This is a genomic window from Paenibacillus sp. EB106-04-04-XG159 (assembly GCF_058791835.1).
Map to the genome: position 1 here is coordinate 493,680 of NZ_JBYTDY010000001.1, position 20,881 is coordinate 514,560.

The 20,881-nt window shown below is 34.7% G+C and carries 19 protein-coding genes; all 19 read left to right on the top strand.

Going from position 1 to position 20,881, the window contains the following annotated elements; all coding sequences use genetic code 11:
• Window positions 1-89 precede the first annotated feature (89 nt).
• The 19 genes from AC3WTP_RS02155 (at window position 90) to pcrB (ending at window position 20,870) form a co-directional block, all read left to right on the top strand.
• Window positions 90-1,166 carry a mannose-1-phosphate guanylyltransferase gene (locus AC3WTP_RS02155; protein WP_492392922.1) on the top strand — a complete coding sequence of 359 codons (1,077 nt, stop codon included), beginning with the start codon at window positions 90-92 and terminating at the stop codon, window positions 1,164-1,166.
• Between the two features lie 28 nt (window positions 1,167-1,194).
• Complete coding sequence (gene gmd / locus AC3WTP_RS02160) at window positions 1,195-2,160, top strand: GDP-mannose 4,6-dehydratase (RefSeq protein ID WP_492392923.1); 966 nt, start codon at window positions 1,195-1,197, stop codon at window positions 2,158-2,160.
• Window positions 2,161-2,179: 19 nt separating this feature from the next.
• A complete protein-coding gene (locus AC3WTP_RS02165) occupies window positions 2,180-3,127 on the top strand; it encodes a GDP-mannose 4,6-dehydratase (RefSeq protein WP_492392967.1) in 948 nt (315 codons plus the stop codon).
• A 31-nt stretch (window positions 3,128-3,158) separates the two neighbouring features.
• Complete coding sequence (locus AC3WTP_RS02170; RefSeq protein WP_492392968.1) at window positions 3,159-3,893, top strand: ABC transporter permease; 735 nt, start codon at window positions 3,159-3,161, stop codon at window positions 3,891-3,893.
• A gap of 18 nt (window positions 3,894-3,911) precedes the next feature.
• Window positions 3,912-4,613 carry a hypothetical protein gene (locus AC3WTP_RS02175; protein WP_492392924.1) on the top strand — a complete coding sequence of 234 codons (702 nt, stop codon included), beginning with the start codon at window positions 3,912-3,914 and terminating at the stop codon, window positions 4,611-4,613.
• A complete protein-coding gene (locus tag AC3WTP_RS02180) occupies window positions 4,600-6,228 on the top strand; it encodes an ABC transporter ATP-binding protein (RefSeq protein ID WP_492392925.1) in 1,629 nt (542 codons plus the stop codon). Before AC3WTP_RS02175 ends, AC3WTP_RS02180 begins: the two co-directional genes overlap by 14 nt.
• Window positions 6,229-6,277: 49 nt before the next feature.
• Window positions 6,278-8,026: a methyltransferase domain-containing protein gene (locus tag AC3WTP_RS02185; protein ID WP_492392926.1), complete on the top strand. Its 1,749-nt coding sequence runs from the start codon at window positions 6,278-6,280 to the stop codon at window positions 8,024-8,026.
• A gap of 4 nt (window positions 8,027-8,030) precedes the next feature.
• Window positions 8,031-9,074: a glycosyltransferase family 4 protein gene (locus AC3WTP_RS02190; protein WP_492392927.1), complete on the top strand. Its 1,044-nt coding sequence runs from the start codon at window positions 8,031-8,033 to the stop codon at window positions 9,072-9,074.
• An 11-nt stretch (window positions 9,075-9,085) separates the two neighbouring features.
• Window positions 9,086-10,471: a glycosyltransferase gene (locus tag AC3WTP_RS02195; protein WP_492392928.1), complete on the top strand. Its 1,386-nt coding sequence runs from the start codon at window positions 9,086-9,088 to the stop codon at window positions 10,469-10,471.
• A gap of 162 nt (window positions 10,472-10,633) precedes the next feature.
• The gene (locus AC3WTP_RS02200; protein WP_492392929.1) at window positions 10,634-13,336 is read left to right on the top strand and encodes a YfhO family protein; all 2,703 of its coding nucleotides are present in this window, start codon (window positions 10,634-10,636) and stop codon (window positions 13,334-13,336) included.
• Window positions 13,333-14,253 (top strand): glucose-1-phosphate thymidylyltransferase RfbA, encoded by a 921-nt coding sequence (gene rfbA / locus AC3WTP_RS02205; protein WP_492392930.1) that lies wholly within the window; start codon window positions 13,333-13,335, stop codon window positions 14,251-14,253. The genes AC3WTP_RS02200 and rfbA overlap by 4 nt, the downstream gene beginning before the upstream one ends.
• Complete coding sequence (rfbB, locus tag AC3WTP_RS02210) at window positions 14,243-15,304, top strand: dTDP-glucose 4,6-dehydratase (protein ID WP_492392931.1); 1,062 nt, start codon at window positions 14,243-14,245, stop codon at window positions 15,302-15,304. Before rfbA ends, rfbB begins: the two co-directional genes overlap by 11 nt.
• The gene (locus tag AC3WTP_RS02215) at window positions 15,294-15,692 is read left to right on the top strand and encodes a sugar 3,4-ketoisomerase (protein ID WP_492392932.1); all 399 of its coding nucleotides are present in this window, start codon (window positions 15,294-15,296) and stop codon (window positions 15,690-15,692) included. Before rfbB ends, AC3WTP_RS02215 begins: the two co-directional genes overlap by 11 nt.
• A 17-nt stretch (window positions 15,693-15,709) precedes the next feature.
• Window positions 15,710-16,804 (top strand): DegT/DnrJ/EryC1/StrS family aminotransferase, encoded by a 1,095-nt coding sequence (locus tag AC3WTP_RS02220; protein ID WP_492392933.1) that lies wholly within the window; start codon window positions 15,710-15,712, stop codon window positions 16,802-16,804.
• A gap of 11 nt (window positions 16,805-16,815) precedes the next feature.
• Entirely contained in the window at window positions 16,816-17,205 is a 390-nt protein-coding gene (locus AC3WTP_RS02225; RefSeq protein WP_492392934.1) for a GtrA family protein, read from the top strand.
• Between the two features lie 12 nt (window positions 17,206-17,217).
• Entirely contained in the window at window positions 17,218-17,787 is a 570-nt protein-coding gene (locus AC3WTP_RS02230; RefSeq protein ID WP_492392935.1) for a GNAT family N-acetyltransferase, read from the top strand.
• Complete coding sequence (locus AC3WTP_RS02235; protein WP_492392936.1) at window positions 17,781-18,728, top strand: GNAT family N-acetyltransferase; 948 nt, start codon at window positions 17,781-17,783, stop codon at window positions 18,726-18,728. The genes AC3WTP_RS02230 and AC3WTP_RS02235 overlap by 7 nt, the downstream gene beginning before the upstream one ends.
• A 29-nt stretch (window positions 18,729-18,757) precedes the next feature.
• Window positions 18,758-19,693 (top strand): glycosyltransferase family 2 protein, encoded by a 936-nt coding sequence (locus AC3WTP_RS02240; RefSeq protein WP_492392937.1) that lies wholly within the window; start codon window positions 18,758-18,760, stop codon window positions 19,691-19,693.
• A 442-nt stretch (window positions 19,694-20,135) separates the two neighbouring features.
• Window positions 20,136-20,870 carry a heptaprenylglyceryl phosphate synthase gene (gene pcrB, locus AC3WTP_RS02245; protein ID WP_492392938.1) on the top strand — a complete coding sequence of 245 codons (735 nt, stop codon included), beginning with the start codon at window positions 20,136-20,138 and terminating at the stop codon, window positions 20,868-20,870.
• Window positions 20,871-20,881: the final 11 nt, after the last annotated feature.

The window sequence follows — 20,881 nt, forward strand, 5'->3', positions numbered from 1 at the left end:
GTATCATATGGCGAATGTTACATTGTATATTGAAAATATAGTAAATTATAATAGATATTTGGGATATTAAACAACGGAGGTATTTTAATATGACGATTACGGCAGTCATTATGGCTGGTGGTAAGGGAGAACGTTTTTGGCCGAAGAGTCGGACGAACTTGCCCAAACAGTTTTTAAATATCTCAGGCAGCAAATCGATGATACAGCAATGTGTCAGCCGCCTGCAAAAGTTTATACCTATTAAACAGGTATTTGTAGTAACGAATGAATCATATGCCGAGTTAATAAAAGCTCAAATTCCGTCGTTGCCAGTTGAGAATATCATAATTGAACCAGTGGGACGGAATACAGCCCCTTGTATTGGGCTTGCATCTATTATTATCGAGGATCGTTATCCTGATAGCACCATGGTTGTCCTGCCATCAGATCATATCATTAAGAATGAGGATGAATTCCTTAACATACTTGAAACTGCTTCAGAAGTGAGCCAGGAAGGCAAGAATCTGGTCACACTGGGCATTGAGCCTACATATCCTGAGACAGGTTACGGTTATATTGAAAGTACCAATATTATAACACCAGTAAATGGTCTCCAGGTTCACAAAGTAGATAAATTTGTCGAAAAGCCAGATCTTGATACAGCAACTTCTTATCTAGAAGCAGGTAATTATTATTGGAACAGCGGTATCTTTGTATGGAGAACTGATGTTATAAGAGGGTATATTCAAGAACATATGCCCCGGGTTCATGATCTATTAGAAACGATGAAAGTCGCTTTCCAAGACGAAGATAGAAATGAAGTTATTCGTCGGGAGTTCCCTAAGATGCCGGATCAGTCTATCGATTATGGAATTATGGAGAAAGTACAAGATATCTATGTTATTCCTTGTTTGTTCGGATGGGATGACGTTGGAAGCTGGACAGCTCTAGAACGGATTAATGAGCTTGATGAGAATGGCAATGCTGTAAACGGGAACACACTTAACATCGATACTAAAGGCTGTATCATCGAAAGCAACGGCAAATTAATCGCGACACTTGGCGTTGAGAATCTTATCATAGTTGAGACGGATGACGTCACATTAATATGTACAAAGGACAAAGCCCAAGAAGTAAAATCACTTATTAAAGAACTTCGCATTCAGAAATTAGAGCATTATCTATAATAAGTTTATTTTGAAGGAGAAATATAAAGTGGAAAAACGCGCGCTGATTACCGGTATTACAGGACAAGATGGATCATATTTGGCAGAGCTATTGTTAGGAAAAGGATATAAGGTATTCGGTCTTAAAAGAAGAACGAGTGTACCTATTATGGAGAACATTGAACACATTAAAGACCAGATTGAATTCATCGATGGTGATTTGAATGATCTAAGTTCTTTGATTCAGGCTGTTACGATTACTAATCCAGATGAAGTATATAACTTGGCGGCGCAGTCATTTGTCGGGACATCTTGGGTGCAACCTGCACTGACTGGTCAGGTTACAGCATTAGGCGTAACAAATATGTTGGAGGCTGTTCGTATTGTGAAGCCTGAAGCACGATTCTATCAAGCTTCTAGCAGCGAGATGTTCGGTAAAGTAGTAGAGACTCCACAGAAGGAGACGACTCCCTTCTATCCACGTAGCCCGTATGGTGTAGCTAAAGTATATGGTCATTGGATTACAGTTAACTACCGTGAAAGCTTCAATATGTTTGCTTGTTCTGGAATTCTGTTTAATCATGAATCTCCACGTCGCGGCATTGAATTCGTAACTCGTAAAGTAACTGATGCAGTAGCACGTATCAAGCTTGGTCTACAATCTGAGCTTCGCATGGGTAATCTGGATTCCAAACGTGATTGGGGCTTTGCAGGTGACTATGTAAAAGCAATGTGGTTAATGCTTCAGCAAGATACTCCTGATGATTATGTTATCTCTACTGGAGAGACACATACAGTCCAGGAACTAGTTGAAATTGCATTTAGTCATGTTGGATTGAATTGGGAAGATCATGTAGTCATCGATCCGAAATTTGTGCGTCCAGCAGAGGTGGATTTGCTGCTTGGTGATTGTACTAAAGCGAAAGAGAAGCTTGGCTGGGAACTGGAAGTAGGGTTCGAGGAATTAGTCAAGATGATGGTTGATCATGATCTGAAATGTTTACAAAAAGAGTAGGTGGGCTTTATTGCGTTCGGTGCTAATCACAGGTATAACGGGATTTGTAGGTAAACAGTTAGGTCGATATTTGAAGACTAAGGGTTATTATGTAACAGGTACTTCGAGAACTGAGATCAGTATGGATTACTCTCAATTTTCAGATGAGATGAAACTAGTTAACTTGAATGACTATGATGAAATAATCGCAGTATTAACTATAGTAAAGCCTAACTTTATATTTCATCTTGCTGCAGAGAGTAATGTGAAGAGATCTTGGGAAAACCCACATAAAGCTTTCGAGTCGAATGTGTTAGGTACAATTAACCTTTTGAATGCTGTAAAGGATAGTCATATTAAAGCACGTGTAATTACAATAGGATCATCAGAAGAATATGGCTATCACCCAAATATGTCATTTCCAATAAATGAAGATTCTCTAACGAATCCACTTAATCCATATGGACTATCAAAACTAAATGTTTCATATCTAGCGAAACAATATTATAAGGCATATGATATGGATATTATTCATGCAAGACCGTTTAATCATATAGGTATTGGTCAAAAAGAAGGGTTTGTAGTACCTGATTTTTCATCTCAAATTGCAAAAATAGAATTGAATATGATGGAACCAATTATTAAAGTTGGTAATTTGGAAGCACGACGTGACTTCATTGATGTTCGAGATGTAATTAATGCTTATGAGAAACTCATGCTAGAGGGTAAATCAGGGGAAATCTACAACGTATGTTCTTCTCAAGCCATTTCAATTCATGCAGTGTTGACATCGCTTATCTCAATGTCAAGCGCTATGATTGAGGTGTCAATTGACCCTGAAAGAATGAGGCCTATTGATATTCCAATTTATTACGGTGATAATACAAAACTTATTAATACAGTATCATGGAGCATTAATCATTCACTTGAAGAGAGTTTAAAGCTCGTATTGGATGAACAAAGGGAAAAATACAAAAAGTTGGTGTAAGACATTGAACATTTCGTTTATATTGTGGGATATGGTGAAGAGAGATTTTAAAAACAAATATGCGGGATCCAGTTTAGGTTTCTTGTGGAATCTCTTGACACCTTTTGCGTTTATTTTGATCTACACTTTAGTATTCTCGCAGATTATGGCTGGAAGGCTTCCTGATTATAGTGGGGAGTTTGATTATAGTATTTATTTGAGCGCCGGGATACTAGCGTGGACTGTTTTTAGTAATACCCTAATAAGGTTACAGAATTCATTTCTTGAGAACTCAAATATTGTAAAAAAAATCAAGTTCCCGAAAATATTCGTTCCAATCTCAATTGCATTATCATCGCTAATCGAAATATTTATTAATTATATTATCTTCATCATTATAATGCTAGTTGTTGGAAAACCACTAGACTGGAGTTACTTATACTTAGTATATGTGCTATTTATGCTGCAGTGTTTGTGCTTAGGTATAGGCCTGATTCTCTCAGTAATGACGGTTTACTTTAGAGATCTAACCCAGTTCTTTTCAATATTTATAACAATGTGGTTTTGGATGACCCCAGTAGTCTATGTAGTGGATATTCTTCCTCCATCATTCGCATCTATAATACAATTCAACCCAGTATACTACTTTACTACAGCGTTACAGATAAATGTACTTGACCAAACCATTGTGAATTTCACTCCAATTTTATTGATTTCTTCTATAGCATTAATTGCTGGGGTATTATTCTATAGAGTATCAAGCCGTGACTTGGCTGATCTACTCTAAAGAAGGAAGGTGGGCAATATGAATCAGATCAATAGTGAGTTGGTTAAACAAAGAATTAAAGAACGTATTCTCTACGGTGTTTCACAAGAGTTGAATGACATCCAAGTAAGTGGACAGTCCCTACATGACATGGAGTATAACTCCAATATTACCGATGTTGTGTTTTTCTCGAACAGGAAAGTGTTCGGGAAATATATAGTCGCAGTTAAAAGACTGCTTCGCAAACTCTTATCTCCGATACTTAACAAACAAAATGATTTTAATACGAATACGGTAAGGGAAGTTCATAAGATATATAATGTTCTCGAAGATTCTCAACGAAAGATGATTGATCAAATTACTGAGACTATATATGAGGTTTATAGCATTAAGGAATTAGATCAAAGAATACAAATCGAACGTTCTGAACTAGATTCTATCAGACTTGAACTGGAGGAAGAGAGAAGGAGTCTGCAAGAAATGCGAGACATACTTCAAAACAAAACGAATGAGCTGTATTCACTTATGGACAATATTAAGATGGATTATTCAACTCACTTATCTAGAATTTATGAGAATATAGGGGAATTTGAATTTTCTCGGGGTAACTATGAAAAAAGTTACTACTTATATTTAAAGGCCCTCGGAAATTCTTCTATAGATGAAAAACTAGAGGAAAGAACAGTGGATGTATTTAAATTAGTTAATAGAAATGGGAATAATGATCATGAAGCAATATAATGCAGAGATCACAGTGTTAAAACAAGATGTCATTTTTTTTGAAGACAGTATAAATTCAATAGAATTATTATTAAAAAATTGTGGTTCAGAGACCTGGAATGCTTTCGATACGATCAATCCAGTTACTTTAGGCTGCTTATATGTTCAAGAGGACGGAGATAAAATAGAAGGTTTTCGAACGAAGTTTCCATACAACATCTTACCAGGTGAGAGTGTAGTGATAAAAGCTAACTTCGATTCACGAAAAGTCAATCGATATACTCATTTAATATTTGATTTGGTCCATGAGCAGATTTCGTGGTTTAAAGATTATGGATCTTCTCCACTTGAACTAGATCTGGCTTTATTGCGATTTTCTGTTCCAAAATATCAAATGGATTCTGATGTTGCTGTTAGGTGTGTTAACATCTCAAAAAAGTTTAAGTCATATCCTACTCAGATGCATAAATTCATTGAAGTTGCGAGTATGGGAACTGTAAGTAGGCATACAGAACATTGGGCATTAAAGGATATATCTTTTAATGTAAAAAAGGGAGAAACCTTTGGGATAATTGGCTTTAATGGATCTGGTAAAAGTACTTTACTTAGCATTCTTGCCCAAACCAAACATCCTACTATAGGAGGATTCGAGGTGAAAGGCAGAATTGCTGCTTTGCTAGAGCTTGGTGCAGGATTTCACCCTGAATTAACAGGTAGAGAAAATATAATATACAACAGTCACATGTATGGTATGTCTAGTAATGAAATACAAAAAAAGATGGATAGTATTCAGGATTTCGCTGGTATTGGTGCTTTTTTTGAAAAACCAGTGAAAAATTATTCTAGTGGAATGTATGTCAGATTAGCATTTGCGCTCGCCATACATGTGGATCCAGATGTTTTAATTATCGATGAAGCTTTAGCTGTCGGTGATGAAGTGTTTCAGCGAAAATGTTATGCAAAATTCGAAGATTTTAAAGCGCAAGGGAAAACTATAATTTTGGTTACTCATGATTTAAATGCTGTCAGAACACTTTGTGATCGTGTTTGTATCATTTATGATGGTAATAAAATTTTTGAAGGCAACTCAAATGATGTTGCAAACTACTACCAGAAAATGGCCTTGACTGCTAATCTGGAAATGCAAGCACATAAAAAACAAGATGATAATAAGATGCGTTATGGCAATGGAAACGCGCATATAACTCAATATAGTCTGAAAAATTCAGAAAGTGACGAAGAAAGTGTAGTATTTAAGACTAGTTCAACAATTAAAATAACTGTTGAAATTGATGTGATTGATACAGTGAAACTACCTGTTATCGGTGTAATATTCAAAACAATTAACGGTGTAGAGGTATTTGGAACGAATTCAAAGCTTTTAAATTGTGATATAGAGAGCGTATCAAACAATGAAACTATTTCTTGTGAAATGCTGATTCCTTTGCATCTTAATGAAGGAAATTACTTTGTAAGTATTGGTCTTTCTGATCAATACGGCGGTGAGACAATTACAGTAGATAGAATGGTTGATGTTACATTTATACGGATTCTCTCAGATGTTCCATGTTTAGGTGTTGCAAATTTTAATATGGGAGCTGAAGCAAAGGCGTATGTGCGACAAGCTGTTAAATAATGAAGTAGATGTCTTAATCATGTGCATTGGATATAAATCCAGAAAGAGTATGGATGCTATTACACAGGAAGCAAGGAATCACTTTGAATTTTTTAGAAACAAAACTAAATTAAATGTCCAATTTTCCTCAATTGAGTTAGAGGGAGATACTGATTGTGACTATGATAAAGAAAATGATGTATATTATTGTGGGGAAAATATCAAGAATCTTCTCTCTCAATTGAATCCCAATACGATTCATTTATTTTGTGATAGTTTAGATGGATTCTATTTATTGGAACAGAATTTGAGTGAGTGTTCTGCAAATGTTATTCTGACCCTAACTGGAATTCCTTCAATCAATATTTACGATGAAGGATATTTTGTTCATTTACAACATGCAATTGATGTGGGCAATCTCACTTTATTTGTTCATTCATCAACAACTAAGAAATTACTGGAAAACAAAGGCTTGTTTTGCCATCTAATTCTTCCGAAAATTCAACTTGAGAGAAGAAACTTTACCAAAAAGTTAGACGATAAGTTCACAATTGGATTTGCTTCAGCGCCATTTCTAATTGAGGAATGGAAAAATAGAGGGGTTTATATGCTGCTAGATGTGGCAAGTAAGCTACCTCATTTTAATTTTAAGTTAGCTTGGAGAGACAGCGATATCAGTGAAATAAATCAAGAAGTTATCGCTAGGAAGCTCAGTAACATACAGATCTTAAATGGAAACCTGGATATGTATGAATTCTATAGTGATGTAGATGCTATGATAGCGCCCTTTACTTCTAGTGAAAACAATCATTCTACTCCGTTTTCAATAATAGAAGCAATTATACTAGGTATACCCGCTATAGTAACCAGCTATTCTGGGTTATCGGATGTCATTACCAATCAAGGATTTGGTGTTGTAGTTGCTCCAACTCTAAATGATATCGTTAAAGGAATAGCAGAGATACATGACAATTACCAATCATATCAAAGAAACGTACTTGAAAAAGGCGAAGAGCTATTCGGATTTGAAGAGGATAAGAATAGTTACTTAAAAGTATATACGGATCTGAAAAACAAGATGATAAGTCCAACACTAAAAGATTGGACAGGCATGCTAGGTAATAATGGATTGTATCTAGTTTCAGGTATCTCTAGTATGCAAGAATATTATGATGATGTTCGTATTGCTACTGAGTATGATGACACAAGGTTTACAGAACATCCAATGAAAATGTTTGACATATTAGAGAGAGAAGCTATAAAGATGCATATTAATTCTTTTGGTTCTATTCAGAATGACTCAAAATTATTGGATATTGCATCGGGTGATGGAAGGATATTAAGAGAACTTGCTAATTATGGTGATGTTACAGCTGTAGAAAACTCCCTTTTTATGATATCTGTTTCAGCGAAAAAGATGAAGTCACGCAACCGAGTTACTTACGTTAATGATAATTTTTTTGCATTCGATTCAGATTCACAATTCGATGTTGTAACTGCTTTTCGCTTTATTCGACACTTTAATTATTGTGACAGAAAGAAAATATATGAAAAGATACATCGTTTATTAAGTGACGATGGGATCTTTATTGCTGACTTCCCGGATAAGACGATGGAATCACAATTAAGACATAATGATTGGCATAAATTTAATATCTATGATGTATTCTGGACTGAACAGGATATTGTAGAAGAACTAGCCGATAATGATTTTAGTTTATTGCATTCAATAGATATTGGAGAATATCTTCTAGCTAGCGATAAGGTTAAAAATATTGAACTACCTCTTTCAAGAGTAGTTGCATTTAAAAAGGTGTGAAATGATGAGAAAAAAAATCGCCATTTGTCATGCACAAGTACCATTTGTTCAAGGTGGTGCGGAACTTCATATTAATTCACTTTATCGTGAATTGAAAGCTAGAGATTATGATGTTGATATAATTGCTCTTCCATACAAATGGTATCCTCATGATAGTTTGATACAAAGTATGATGAATTGGAGATTTATCGATCTAAGCGAGAGTAATGGGGAGAAAATTGATCTAGTTATCGGAACTAAATTTCCATCTTACGGTGTTCAACATCCTAATAAAGTCACATGGTTGATACATCAATTTAGACAAGTTTACGATCTTTATGGTACGCCATATAGTAATTTTACAACTAGGCCAGAGGACCATGCTGTTCGAGAATTTATTTATCGTTATGACAATCAATGTTTGTTGGAATCTAAGAAAATATTTACAAATGCTAAAAATACTGCAAATCGACTTAAGAAGTATAATGGAATTGACTCAGAAGCGCTATATCACCCTCCAAAGCTAGTAGGTTCATATTATAACGAAGAGTATGGTGATTATATACTTTCTGTAGGTAGATTAGATGCTTTAAAGCGAAATGAAGTCGTTATTGAGTCGATGAAGTATACTGAAAAAAATGTAAAGTGTGTTATTGTTGGGAAAGGTCCAGAGGATGCTAAACTAAGATCATTAGTTGATAGATATAATCTGAATGATAGAGTCTTTTTTAAAGGTTTTGTTGAAGATGACGAGCTGTTAAAGCTTTATGCCAATAGTCTTGCTGTCTTCTATGCACCTTATGATGAAGACTACGGATATATTACTTTAGAGGCATTCTTATCGTCCAAGCCTGTAATTACGATGTCTGATTCTGGCGGCGTACTAGAATTCGTGAGTGAAGGAGAAAACGGTTATATAGTAGATAATTCTAATGCAGCTGGACAAAAAATATCTCTGCTCTATAACAATAAGAAATTAGCTGAAGAACAAGGGTTTAATGGAAGACAAAAAGTCGCTGACATAACTTGGGACAATGTAATTGACCGCTTAACGGAAACTATTAGATAGAGGAGAGTATTATGAAAAAAATAGCGTTTTTCTCTCCTCTAAATCCGATAAAGTCCGGTATATCGGATTATAGTGAGGATTTATTACCGCATTTATCAAGATATTTTGAGATAGATGTATATGTAATGGATGGATTTAAGCCATCAAATCATGAAATAGTTGAGCAATTCAACATATTTCCATATTCAAAATTCGAAGCCAACTATGATTCCATGACATATGATTCGATCTTATACCAGATGGGCAACAACTATGAGGGCCATAAAGATATATATGAGATTATGATACGCTATCCAGGAGTTGTCGTGTTGCACGATTACTCTCTGCATCATTTTTATGCGGAAAAAACAATCGGCCGTGGTGATGTCGATTCATATAAAAATGAAATGTTATACGCGCATGGATACGAAGGAATAAAGTTGGTTGACAGCTTTCTTAGTCGGGAATCAGGACCGCCTTGGGAATCGAAATCTATGGAATATCCAATGAATCAAAAAATACTGGATTCCGCAGCGGCAATAATAGTCCACTCACAATTTTCTATGGAGAAAATACGCGAGATAGCCCCTGATGTTCCTGTAGAAGTTATTCCAATACCAACACCAAATATATCAGAAGGGGATAGTTTGCAAAATGAGCAGCACCAAGCTCGTAAAGAACTAGAAATACCGGAAGACTTATTTGTTATCAGCTCTTTGGGATTTGCTAATCAAACCAAAAGAATTGATAAAGTCATCACAGCGTTAGCAAAAATTAAGATTAAATTCCCATCAGTATTAGATAATTTTCGCTATTATATTGTGGGGGAAATATCTAAATCCTATTCCATAATGGAAATGGTAGAGAAAAATAACCTTTGTGAAAATGTAGTTTGTACGGGATATGTTGAGCTATCTGACTTTGACAAATATATTATTGCTTCGGACATGTGTTTCAATCTTAGATATCCAACACAAGGTGAGAATTCTGCAAGTCTTGTAAAGATCTTAGGTAGAGGTAAACCGGTTGTTGCAACTGATATTGGAACATTTAGTGAGTTCCCAGATGAGTTTGTTATGAAGATTGGATATGGTGAAACTGAAGTAGACGATATTGTGGAAAGTATTATTAAGATAAGGAATAAAGAATCTGACTTTGATAACTTAGAATGTTTGAATTACGTAACGAGTTCACATAGTTTAGAAAACTTATCGAAAATGTCATTTGATTTCATATCCAAAGTAATTAGTGGGGAAGAGGTCAATGTCGGTATTGTTCTTAAAAATTATATGGATAATTACATTCGGGAATTCCAAAAAACGGGCATCAGGGATGAGGAGATTCTAGGGAGAATAATAAGTAATAATATGGATGACCTTAATGAAATACAAGTATCCTACTATAAAAAACATATTTAAATTATTTGTGTAGAAATTGTTTGACTAACTAAAGAGTTTAGAACTTGATTAGTAATCAATTTATCAGTTGCAGAAAAGTAGTGAAAAGAAAATTGTCATGAAATCTATTTAATTAAATGTATTCAATGTTTATCTATTTTTAAGGAAGTGAGATGGATTAAAGTGAATATTGCAAAGAATAAACATCGGAATTTATATACTTTCTTACTTTACTTAATATTGCCTTTCATTTTTTATTTTCCACTTTTCTTTCAAAATGGACTATGGGCTCCCGGTGATGGTTTGGCTTCATATGTTCCAACTAGGCACTTGTTAGAACAATCAATTTCTAATTTTGAGTTTCCATTATGGAATTCATATATTAATTTAGGGATCCCATTTCATTCAGATATTCAAAACTCCATATTTTATTTACCGAACATACTGTTTTTCGCATTATTACCATTTAATTTTGCATATAACTATATGTTTCTGTTTCATTTAACTTTAGCAGGCTTCTTCTTATACTTATATCTTGAGCAAAGAGGTGTGAATTGGAAGGCTGCTTTTTTAGGTGGATTAGTTTTCATGTTTTGCGGTACTATTAATGCGAAACTAGGTCATGTGACAGTTCAGAATGCCATTGTTTGGACGCCGTTAATTTTTTATTTTTATGACCGCTATATCGCTTTGGATAAAAGGAAATATATAGTTTTTATGGCATTAGCTTTTTCAATGCAGATATTATCTGGTTTTATCCAAATCTCAGTATATACTGCATTCGCCTTGTTAATATATATGTTATTTTCATTGAATAAATTTAGTTCATGGAAAAAATGGTTGCTTGCAAACATTAATTTTTCACTGATAACAATAGGATTTACATTTATTCAGTTATATCCTACATTGTTGATATCCTCTTCAGTAGGAAGAACTGAAATTACATATGATTACTTTACCAGTTACTCTTTGCCGTTGGAAAATTTATTCACACTTTTATTCCCAAATATTTTAGGGGTTCATTTACCAGGAGAACCATTTAATGTATACAATCAAGGATATTTCGGTCAAGGAAATTTAACTGAATATGCTTTGTATATTGGTGTTTTGCCATTAGTGATAGCACTCTTTGCATTTAAAAAAATAAGATCCGATAGGACAGTTAGAGTTTGGGCTATTATTGGTCTGATTGCTTTTATTTTTGCTTTAGGGTCATCTATACCGATGATTAGCAAAATAACTTATCATATACCATTGTTAAATATGTTTAGAGTTCCAACACGATCTTTATTCCTTTTTGATTTAAGTATTGCCATATTATTCGCAGTGCAAATCAATAGTTGGTTTGAATCGAATAACAAGTTGGAAATTAGAATGATTAAGAAGACGTTAGCATGGGTTCTGTTTATCTCATCAGGTTTGATTTTCTCATTGCACCTGATACTAACCAAACTCAGTAATTATTTATTGATAAATTATCCTGACATTAAATCTTCAGTTTATTTGCGGGGAAGGAATATTGATCAGTATACAGAAATATTCAGCTTCAATAATAATGCTGTCTTGATTCCTATATTCTTAATGATATTAAGTATTGCTCTCTTATACTTCATCGGAAGAAAAGGTTTGAACAAAGTAGGCTATGCTTTACTTACTCTGCTTTTATTACTTGATTTAGGTTCTTTTTCTTTGTTCCACGAAAAAATCGTTGTTAGTGAAACCAGTGGTCCAATTTCAAAATACCTATCAGAGCAAGGTAATGATGACAGAGTGTGGCCAATAATTACTTCTTCATCTGATCTTTCAAGTATGGAATTAGTACCGAATACTAATTTCGAAATGGAAGTCGGAACGCTTAATGGTTATGCCACTTTTATGAATAATAGTTTCAAAGAATTACTTGGTTTTGATGAGCGTGGATTTAACAATAATTATTTTGATTTATTAGTAAGAAATGATCTGATATCTTCTCTAAACACACGATATATTTTAATTTCTAACGCTAAATCAGAAGAGATAGAGGTTATAAATAAGTCAGATATTAACAATTTAGTTCCTGTGGCCTCTATAGAGTCTGCAACCTTGGAAATGAATGGTGATCAGCCTTCGTTAGTTCACGCGAATGCAGCGATTCAACCGGGCAAAATCTATAAGCTAACTTTAAAAACCAAAGAGCGCTTAAATGATCCTGTATATGTTGATCTCTATGGTGAAAATTATGATAGTAACGAACAGCAAATGTCCATACAGCATCTTGGGGGGGATTATTATGAAAAATATATTTATTCCGGACAAAATGTACCAAGTGATGTATCTCTAAGAGTGTTTTCTTTTAATAAATTGCCTATCACTGTAGAGTATAGCTTAATTGAAGAGGTTGCATTTGATGAGTCAATACGTGATGCTAAATACAATCCAGTCTTTAAAGGGGAATATAGTACTCTATACGAAAATGTGAATACTTTAGAAAAGTTGTATTCAATAAATGAAGTAGTTTCTCAAGAAGATCAAATTAGAAATGATATTGATTACACTAACCAAGCCTATGTAACTGACATTTCTCCAAAAACTTATAGCAAAGCAATAATAAGCGATATTCGATACAAAAATGGAGAAGTTAAAGCTACTATTACTTCTGAAGGACAAAGTTTTATCGTTTTCTCTGAAAGCACTTATCCTGGTTGGAAGGCATATATAGACGGGAAAGAAGTAGATAATTACACCGTTAATGGAATTGTTCAAGGTATAGAAGTTCCGCAGGGTGAACATGAAATTGAGTTTAAGTATAAGGGTAAGGGGTTAATGTTGGGATTAATTCTTATCATACTTACTATTTTGTACTCGATCGTATATTGTTGGAGTCCAAGAAAATGGAGGTCGTCATGAAAGGAATAATATTAGCAGGCGGTAGTGGTACTAGACTCTATCCATTAACAAAAACAATCTCCAAGCAATTACTTCCTATTTATGATAAGCCGATGATTTATTATCCGCTATCTGTATTAATGCTAGCGGGAATAAAGGATATTCTTATTATATCTACACCTGAAGACACGCCAAGATTTGATCAGCTATTCGGAAATGGTAATAGTCTAGGTCTAAACATAAGTTACGCCGTTCAAAAGTCTCCAGATGGATTAGCTCAAGCCTTTATCATTGGAGAAGAATTTATAGGTGGCGACAAGGTCGCATTGATTCTAGGGGACAATATTTATTATGGTCAGGGCTTCTCAGAACTATTAATGAAAGCTGCAATGCAAAAAGAAGGTGCGACTGTTTTTGGATATAAAGTCAAAGATCCAAAACGATTTGGTGTTGTAGAGTTTGACTCAAGCTTAAAGGTTGTTTCTATTGAAGAAAAACCTGAAAAACCAAAATCGCAATTTGCAGTTACTGGGTTGTATTTTTATGATAATTCAGTAGTAGATATCGCGAAGCAAGTGCGCCCATCTTCTAGAGGAGAATTGGAAATAACGGATATAAATAAAGAGTATCTTGCACTCGGAAAATTAAATGTAGAGTTACTAGGACGTGGATTCGCTTGGTTAGACACTGGTACGCATGATTCTTTAATGCAAGCTTCACATTTTATTGAAACAGTAGAAAAGAGACAAGGTTTTAAAGTAGCTTGTATTGAGGAAATCGCATTTCTTAAAGGATATATTACAAGGGAACAATTAAGGGAGTTAGGTCGAGGTTTATTGAAAAATGAGTATGGGCAGTACTTAATTGATCTAGCAAATCAATATGATAGCAATCTTGCTATTCAAAGAGAAAGGGAGTTAAGTTTGTATGGACATTAGTAATCATAAAGCAATACTAATTACTGGTGGTTCTGGTTTTATTGGTTCGAATTTTATTCCGCTGTTCTTACAAAACCACCCAGACTATTACGTGGTCAATTTAGATAAGTTAACTTATGCAGGTAACAATGATAATCTTGAAAATGTAAATAAACATGAGAGATATCAATTTGTAGAAGGAGATATATGTAATAAAAAGTTGGTTAATGAGTTGTTTATACAATACAATATAAAAGGTGTAATTCATTTTGCAGCAGAATCACATGTGGACAACTCAATTCATTCGCCAGAATCATTTGTAGAGACTAATATTAAAGGTACATTTATACTGTTAGATGCTGCCTATAGACATTGGATGGATGGACCTTTTAATAAGAAATCAGAATTCACAGATTCTCGCTTTCATCATGTTTCAACAGATGAAGTTTACGGGTCTCTTGGTGATACAGGTCTTTTTTCGGAAGTTACTCCATACGCTCCAAACTCACCGTATAGCGCAAGTAAGGCTAGTTCGGATATGATAGTAAGGAGTTATTATCATACGTTCGGCTTAAATGTGGTGACGACAAACTGCTCGAATAATTATGGTCCTAAGCAACACCAAGAAAAATTGATACCTACTATTATTAGTAGTGCACTTAACCTAAAGCACATACCGATTTATGGTGATGGGAAGAACGTTAGGGATTGGTTGTATGTAATAGATCACTGTAAGGGAATTGACCTCGTTTATCATTATGGAAATGTTGGTGAAACATATAATATTGGTGGGCGAAATGAAAGAGAAAATTTATATATTGCAAATATTATTTGTGAGCTACTTGATGAAATCTCACCAGAGTATAAAGAAAATCGATATATGAGTTATAAAGAATTAATACATTTTGTAAATGACCGACCTGGACATGATCGCAGATATGCCATTGATGCTACTAAAATTGAATCAGAACTTGGATGGAAGGCTGATGAAAACTTCGAAACAGGGATCAAGAAAACAGTTGAGTGGTATGTAAATATGTATAAAAGGAAAGGGAGTTTACATGGGAAGTAAATTAGTTGATATTCATCTTCATTCCGACCCGGAAAGAGGTCATTTAGCTGTTATTGAGGCAAATAACCAGATTCCTTTTGAGATAAAACGGGTATTTTACATCTTTGGAACAAGAGAAGAAGTACGCAGAGGGGGACACGCTCATTTTAAGACTAAGCAAGCCCTTATTGCTGTTTCTGGAGAATGTAAGGTTACTCTAGATAATTTGAAAAGAAAGAAGATCGTTGAGCTTAATAGTCCTTCCGAGATGCTGATATTAGAGCCAAATGATTGGCATGAAATGTATGATTTCACTGATGACTGTGTTCTGTTGGTTCTTGCATCACATTACTATGATGAACAAGATTATATAAGAGATTATGCTGAGTTTAAGAAAATATACTCATAGTTAAGTAGGTGGAATAGATGATTTCTTTTTTAGATTTAAAAAAGATAAATTTGCAGTATGAAGAGAAGTTCTTATCAGTATTCAAAGAGTTTCTAGAGTCAGGCAGATATATGCTAGGTAAGGGTGTAGAAAGTTTTGAAGAAAAATTTGCAGGATACTGTGGTACTAAGTTTTGTATAGGTGTTGCTAATGGTTTAGATGCATTGACACTAATTATTAGAGCATATGGGTTTGAAGAAGGGGCGGAAATCATAGTCCCATCTAATACGTATATTGCTTCGATCTTATCAATTTCAAATGCAGGTGCTATACCAGTTTTGGTTGAGCCAGATTTACTATCATATAATATTGATCCAAGCAAAATCGAAGAAAAGATTACCAAGAACACAAAGGCAATTATGGTAGTACATCTATACGGACAAGTTTGTAATATGAAAGAAATTAGTTACATAGCGAAGAAATACAATCTAAAGATAATCGAGGATTGCGCCCAGGCTCATGGTGCTGAATATGAAGGTAAAAAGACGGGAAATCTAGGCGACGCCGCGGCTTTTAGTTTTTATCCGGGTAAGAATTTAGGTGCCTTAGGTGATGCAGGTGCGATTACAACTAATGACGAAAAATTAGCACAGATGATATTCGCACTGAGAAATTATGGGTCATTCGAAAAGTATAAAAATTTGTATAAAGGCGTGAATAGTCGCTTAGATGAGCTTCAAGCGATGTTATTAGAAGTTAAGTTGGAGTATCTTGACGCCGAAAACACTAGAAGAAGAAGAATTGCCGAATACTACATTCAAAATGTTAGCAATAAGTACATTCAGTTGCCGACAATCGAACATTGCGATGAATCACATGTATGGCATCTATTTGTAGTAAGGACTTATAATCGTTCGAATCTTCAACGACATCTAAAAGATCAAGGTATTGAATCATTAATTCATTACCCTATCCCTCCGCATAAACAAGAAGCGTACAGGGAATGGAGTGATGAAGTGTTTGAAATTTCTGAGAAGATCCACAATGAGATATTAAGTATTCCTATAAGTCCAGTAATGACTCAAGAAGAAGTTGAAATTGTAGTGAGTGCTCTAAACCGCTATGAAGGATGAAAAGGATTGAAATGAAATCAAAATTATCTAAGGTATTTAACAAAAAGTTTATTGGTTTTTTAATAATTGGTGGAATTAATACTCTATTTACTTATTTAGTATATTTATTTTTCTTATTGTTTTTCTCATACACTATTTCATTTGTTATTTCTTATATTATGGGTATTATTGTTTCATATCTACTTAACTCGATTATTGTATTTAAATCTAATTTATCCATTAGTAAATTCTTGAAATTCCCTGTGGTTTATGTTGTGCAATTTGCTGTAAATATCTCATTATTATTTCTTTTTGTAGACCTGATGTCAATCAACGAGAAAATTGCACCGCTTATTGCAACTATAATTACAGTACCTTTCACTTATATACTAAGTAAATATATCTTGTCTAATAACAAGTGAGGTTAAATTAATATGTACTTAGAATCAGAGAGGATTTTTTTACGACCATTAGAAGAGTCAGATGCTTTGGAACTATTAAATTTAAGAGTAAAGAACAAATTATTTTTACGAGCAGTAGAACCTGTTAGAGCGTTAGATTATTACTCAGTAGACACACAACGAAACATTATTGAATATGAAAGAAATTGTATGAATAATAATCTGATCTATAGTTTTGGAGTGTTTGGAAATGACTCAAAGTTGCTTATTGGAAAAGTAACATTGACAAATATTGTTTTAGGATCGTGGAAAAATGCAAATCTTGGATACTTTATTGACCAGAGTCATAGTGGAAAAGGATTGGCAGGAGAAGCTGTGAAGCAGGTTATTGATTTTGCATTTACCACTTGTAATTTGCACCGTTTACAAGCCGCAATAATGCCATCAAATGAAGCTTCAAAAACTCTAATAACTAAAAACAAATTTAGATATGAAGGTCTTGCACTTAAATATTTGGAAATAAACGGAGTGTGGGAAGATCATATGATATATGCGTTAACATACGAAGAGTGGGAACTTGTTAAAAGAGGTGGAAAATGTTAGTCAGGGCATATCAAACTGAAGATCAAGAGTTATGGGATAACTTTATAGAACAATCAACAAATGCTACCTTTCTTCATAGCAGAAAATTTCTTTCATATCATAGTGATAAATTTATTGATCGATCTTTAGTAATAGAAGAGGAAGGAAAAATTATTGGCCTATTTCCAGCTGCTATAAATCCATCCGAGCAAACTGAAATTGTTAGTCATCCAGGCTCTACATACGGTGGCATTGTTCAATGTGGGAAAATAAAAGGCGAAAAGATGATAGAGGCAGTACAAGAAATTATGAAAGTATACAAAAGTGAAGGGTACAATAAAATACTTTATAAAGCGGTTCCGAATATATATCATAAAATTCCATCATCTGATGATTTATATGCATTATTTCGTTTAGGAGCAAAAAGATATAGATGCGACTTAGCTGCTACCATTGATTTAGAAAATAGACCCCCCCTAGTTAAAGGGAGAAAATCAAGCTTGAAAAAAGCTATTAGAAATAATGTTGAAATTCACTTTGGATATAAGTATATTAAAGAATTTTGGTCTGTATTAGAGGAGGGGTTATTAAATAAATATAATACCCAGCCCGTACATACCTTGGAAGAGATGGAAAAGTTAATAGAGCTATTTCCAGATAACATAAATTGTTGTATAGGATTACATGATAATAAAGTCGTAGCAGGAATTATTTTATTCGATATGAATACATTATCACATGCTCAATACATATCCTCGTCGGAAAAGGGGAATGAACTCGGCGCATTAGATTTAGTAATAGATGAGTCTATAAAGAGAGCAGTAAGTACGGGTAAAAGGTATTTTGATTTTGGTACTAACAATGAAAATCAAGGAAAATATTTGAATGAAAGCCTCTATAAATTTAAATGCTTGTTTGGTGCAGGGGGAGCAGTATATGAGTTTTATGAATTGCATTTATAGCAGAGAAGTAGATAAGAGGGTAGTTTAATATGGACATTTTAAGGCAGAAGATATCAATAGTTGTATGTTTCTATTTTAATGAAGAGAATATTCCTTATACAATACCGAGGTTGAAAAACTTATCGACCTTATTGCCTGAGTATGAGTTTGAATACATTTTTGTAGATGATGGCTCAAAGGATAATACCTTATCATTATTATTGCAAGAAAAAGAGAAAGACGAGAGAATTAAGGTTTTGAAATTAAGTAAAAATTTCGGATCCGTAGCTGCAACACAAGCTGGCTTAAAATATGCTACTGGTGACGCTGTGGGAATTATCTCTTCAGATCTACAGGATCCACCTGAGTTATTTGTTGAAATGCAAGAAAAATGGAAAAAAGGCAAGAAAATTGTAATGGCAACAAGATCAGATCGAGATGAATCATTTCTGCAGAAAATGTTTTCTAACTCATACTATTCGCTAATGAGAAAGTACGCAATAAAAGACTATCCGAGTGGTGGTTTTGACTTTGTATTCATGGATAAACAGATTGTAACTGAAATCAATCATATTAAAGAAAAAAATACAAATTTAATGAGTTTGATCTTTTGGCTTGGGCACGACCAAGATAGAATTGCATATGTTAGACAAAAGAGAGAAATAGGAAAATCGCGATGGACATTGTCTAAAAAAATTAAATTATTTGTCGACTCGTTTGTAAGTTTTTCATATTCACCTATTAGATTCATGTCAATATTAGGATTTGTAGTCGCATTTATTAGTTTTATTTATGGGATATATGTAATCTCGAGTGCATTGACGGGGAACATATCAACGCCTGGTTGGTCTTCAATAATTGCAATTGTTACATTTCTCCTAGGGATGATAATGATTATGTTGGGCATTATCGGTGAATATTTATGGAGAATATTGGACGAATCTAGGAATAGGCCGATTTATATTGTTGATGAATACTATGATTAACTATGGAATAGTAGCGAGATATGAGTATACTTACCGATTAATAGTAAGAAAATATAGATATGCCATTTCAGTAACAAGTGATGGGGAGTTGTCCATTAGTAGAATGTCTACTGAAGCATAACTCCTTTTGTATTGCAATCAATCAAGGAGATAACTGTAAATAGAAGGATATTATAACGACGGGCACTCCAGTTTTACATCTCCTCTTAATGCATGAGAGGGGATGTTTTTTTATCCCTTTTCCAGTACAATAAAACAAGAACATACATTCTATTCAATCATCTGCTTCGCATTCCAACCAACTCACATTGACACCCCACATTCGCTGACTTAGACTTAATATGTTAGGCCTTTTTTGGGAAATAAACAGGTCGAAGATTGATGCTGAATACTACGATACAGGATACGCAAACACCTTGAGAACAAGAGTGGAGGAACTGAAGTGACGGCTTCCGCACAGGAAACAGGAGCAATTCATGATATACGTCTGCGTGAATGGCAGCACGTATTTAAATTAGATCCGGATAAAGAAATATCAGATGAAGCATTAGAAGCAGTATGTATGTCAGGGACAGATGCGATTATGGTGGGCGGGTCGAGCGGTGTCACATATGGCAATACGGTGGACTTGATGTCGAGGATTCGGCGGTATGAACTATCCGTCGTGCAAGAAGTGTCGGATCTGGATGCAGTGGTGCCGGGATTCGACGCGTATCTCATTCCGATGGTACTGAATTCGACGAGCACTGAGTGGTTGGTCGGTCAGCACATGCGGGCGATTGCCCAATATGGATACATGATTCCATGGGAACTGTTGATCCCGGAAGGGTACATCATCTTGAATCCTGAAGCGACTGCTGCCAAGGTAAGCGAGGCACATACCGAGCTGACAGCGAAGGAAGCGGCCGCGTACGCGGAGCTTGCGGACAAGCTGATGCGACTTCCTATTATATATACGGAATACAGCGGTACATTTGGAGATATGCAGGTAGTGCGTCAGATTCGGGAGGCAGTACAGCAAGGGCGGCTGCTTTATGGCGGCGGCATATGTACCGTGGAGCAAGCGCGAGCAGCGGCGCAGGTAGCGGATACCATCGTGATAGGCAATGTCGTGTATAGCGATTTACAGGCGGCATTAGAGACCGTCCAAGCGGTTAAGGACATTCAAGCGAACTAATATAGATGACG

What these genes read in the sequence shown, in the direction of transcription:
- AC3WTP_RS02155 (WP_492392922.1), top strand. Translation starts at nt 90, where the DNA reads ATGACGATTACGGCAGTCATTATGGCTGGTGGTAAGGGAGAACGTTTT.
- AC3WTP_RS02170 (WP_492392968.1), top strand. Translation starts at nt 3,159, where the DNA reads ATGGTGAAGAGAGATTTTAAAAACAAATATGCGGGATCCAGTTTAGGT.
- AC3WTP_RS02175 (WP_492392924.1), top strand. Translation starts at nt 3,912, where the DNA reads ATGAATCAGATCAATAGTGAGTTGGTTAAACAAAGAATTAAAGAACGT.
- AC3WTP_RS02180 (WP_492392925.1), top strand. Translation starts at nt 4,600, where the DNA reads ATGAAGCAATATAATGCAGAGATCACAGTGTTAAAACAAGATGTCATT.
- AC3WTP_RS02185 (WP_492392926.1), top strand. Translation starts at nt 6,278, where the DNA reads ATGGATGCTATTACACAGGAAGCAAGGAATCACTTTGAATTTTTTAGA.
- AC3WTP_RS02190 (WP_492392927.1), top strand. Translation starts at nt 8,031, where the DNA reads ATGAGAAAAAAAATCGCCATTTGTCATGCACAAGTACCATTTGTTCAA.
- AC3WTP_RS02195 (WP_492392928.1), top strand. Translation starts at nt 9,086, where the DNA reads ATGAAAAAAATAGCGTTTTTCTCTCCTCTAAATCCGATAAAGTCCGGT.
- rfbA (WP_492392930.1), top strand. Translation starts at nt 13,333, where the DNA reads ATGAAAGGAATAATATTAGCAGGCGGTAGTGGTACTAGACTCTATCCA.
- rfbB (WP_492392931.1), top strand. Translation starts at nt 14,243, where the DNA reads ATGGACATTAGTAATCATAAAGCAATACTAATTACTGGTGGTTCTGGT.
- AC3WTP_RS02215 (WP_492392932.1), top strand. Translation starts at nt 15,294, where the DNA reads ATGGGAAGTAAATTAGTTGATATTCATCTTCATTCCGACCCGGAAAGA.
- AC3WTP_RS02220 (WP_492392933.1), top strand. Translation starts at nt 15,710, where the DNA reads ATGATTTCTTTTTTAGATTTAAAAAAGATAAATTTGCAGTATGAAGAG.
- AC3WTP_RS02225 (WP_492392934.1), top strand. Translation starts at nt 16,816, where the DNA reads ATGAAATCAAAATTATCTAAGGTATTTAACAAAAAGTTTATTGGTTTT.
- AC3WTP_RS02230 (WP_492392935.1), top strand. Translation starts at nt 17,218, where the DNA reads ATGTACTTAGAATCAGAGAGGATTTTTTTACGACCATTAGAAGAGTCA.
- AC3WTP_RS02235 (WP_492392936.1), top strand. Translation starts at nt 17,781, where the DNA reads ATGTTAGTCAGGGCATATCAAACTGAAGATCAAGAGTTATGGGATAAC.
- AC3WTP_RS02240 (WP_492392937.1), top strand. Translation starts at nt 18,758, where the DNA reads ATGGACATTTTAAGGCAGAAGATATCAATAGTTGTATGTTTCTATTTT.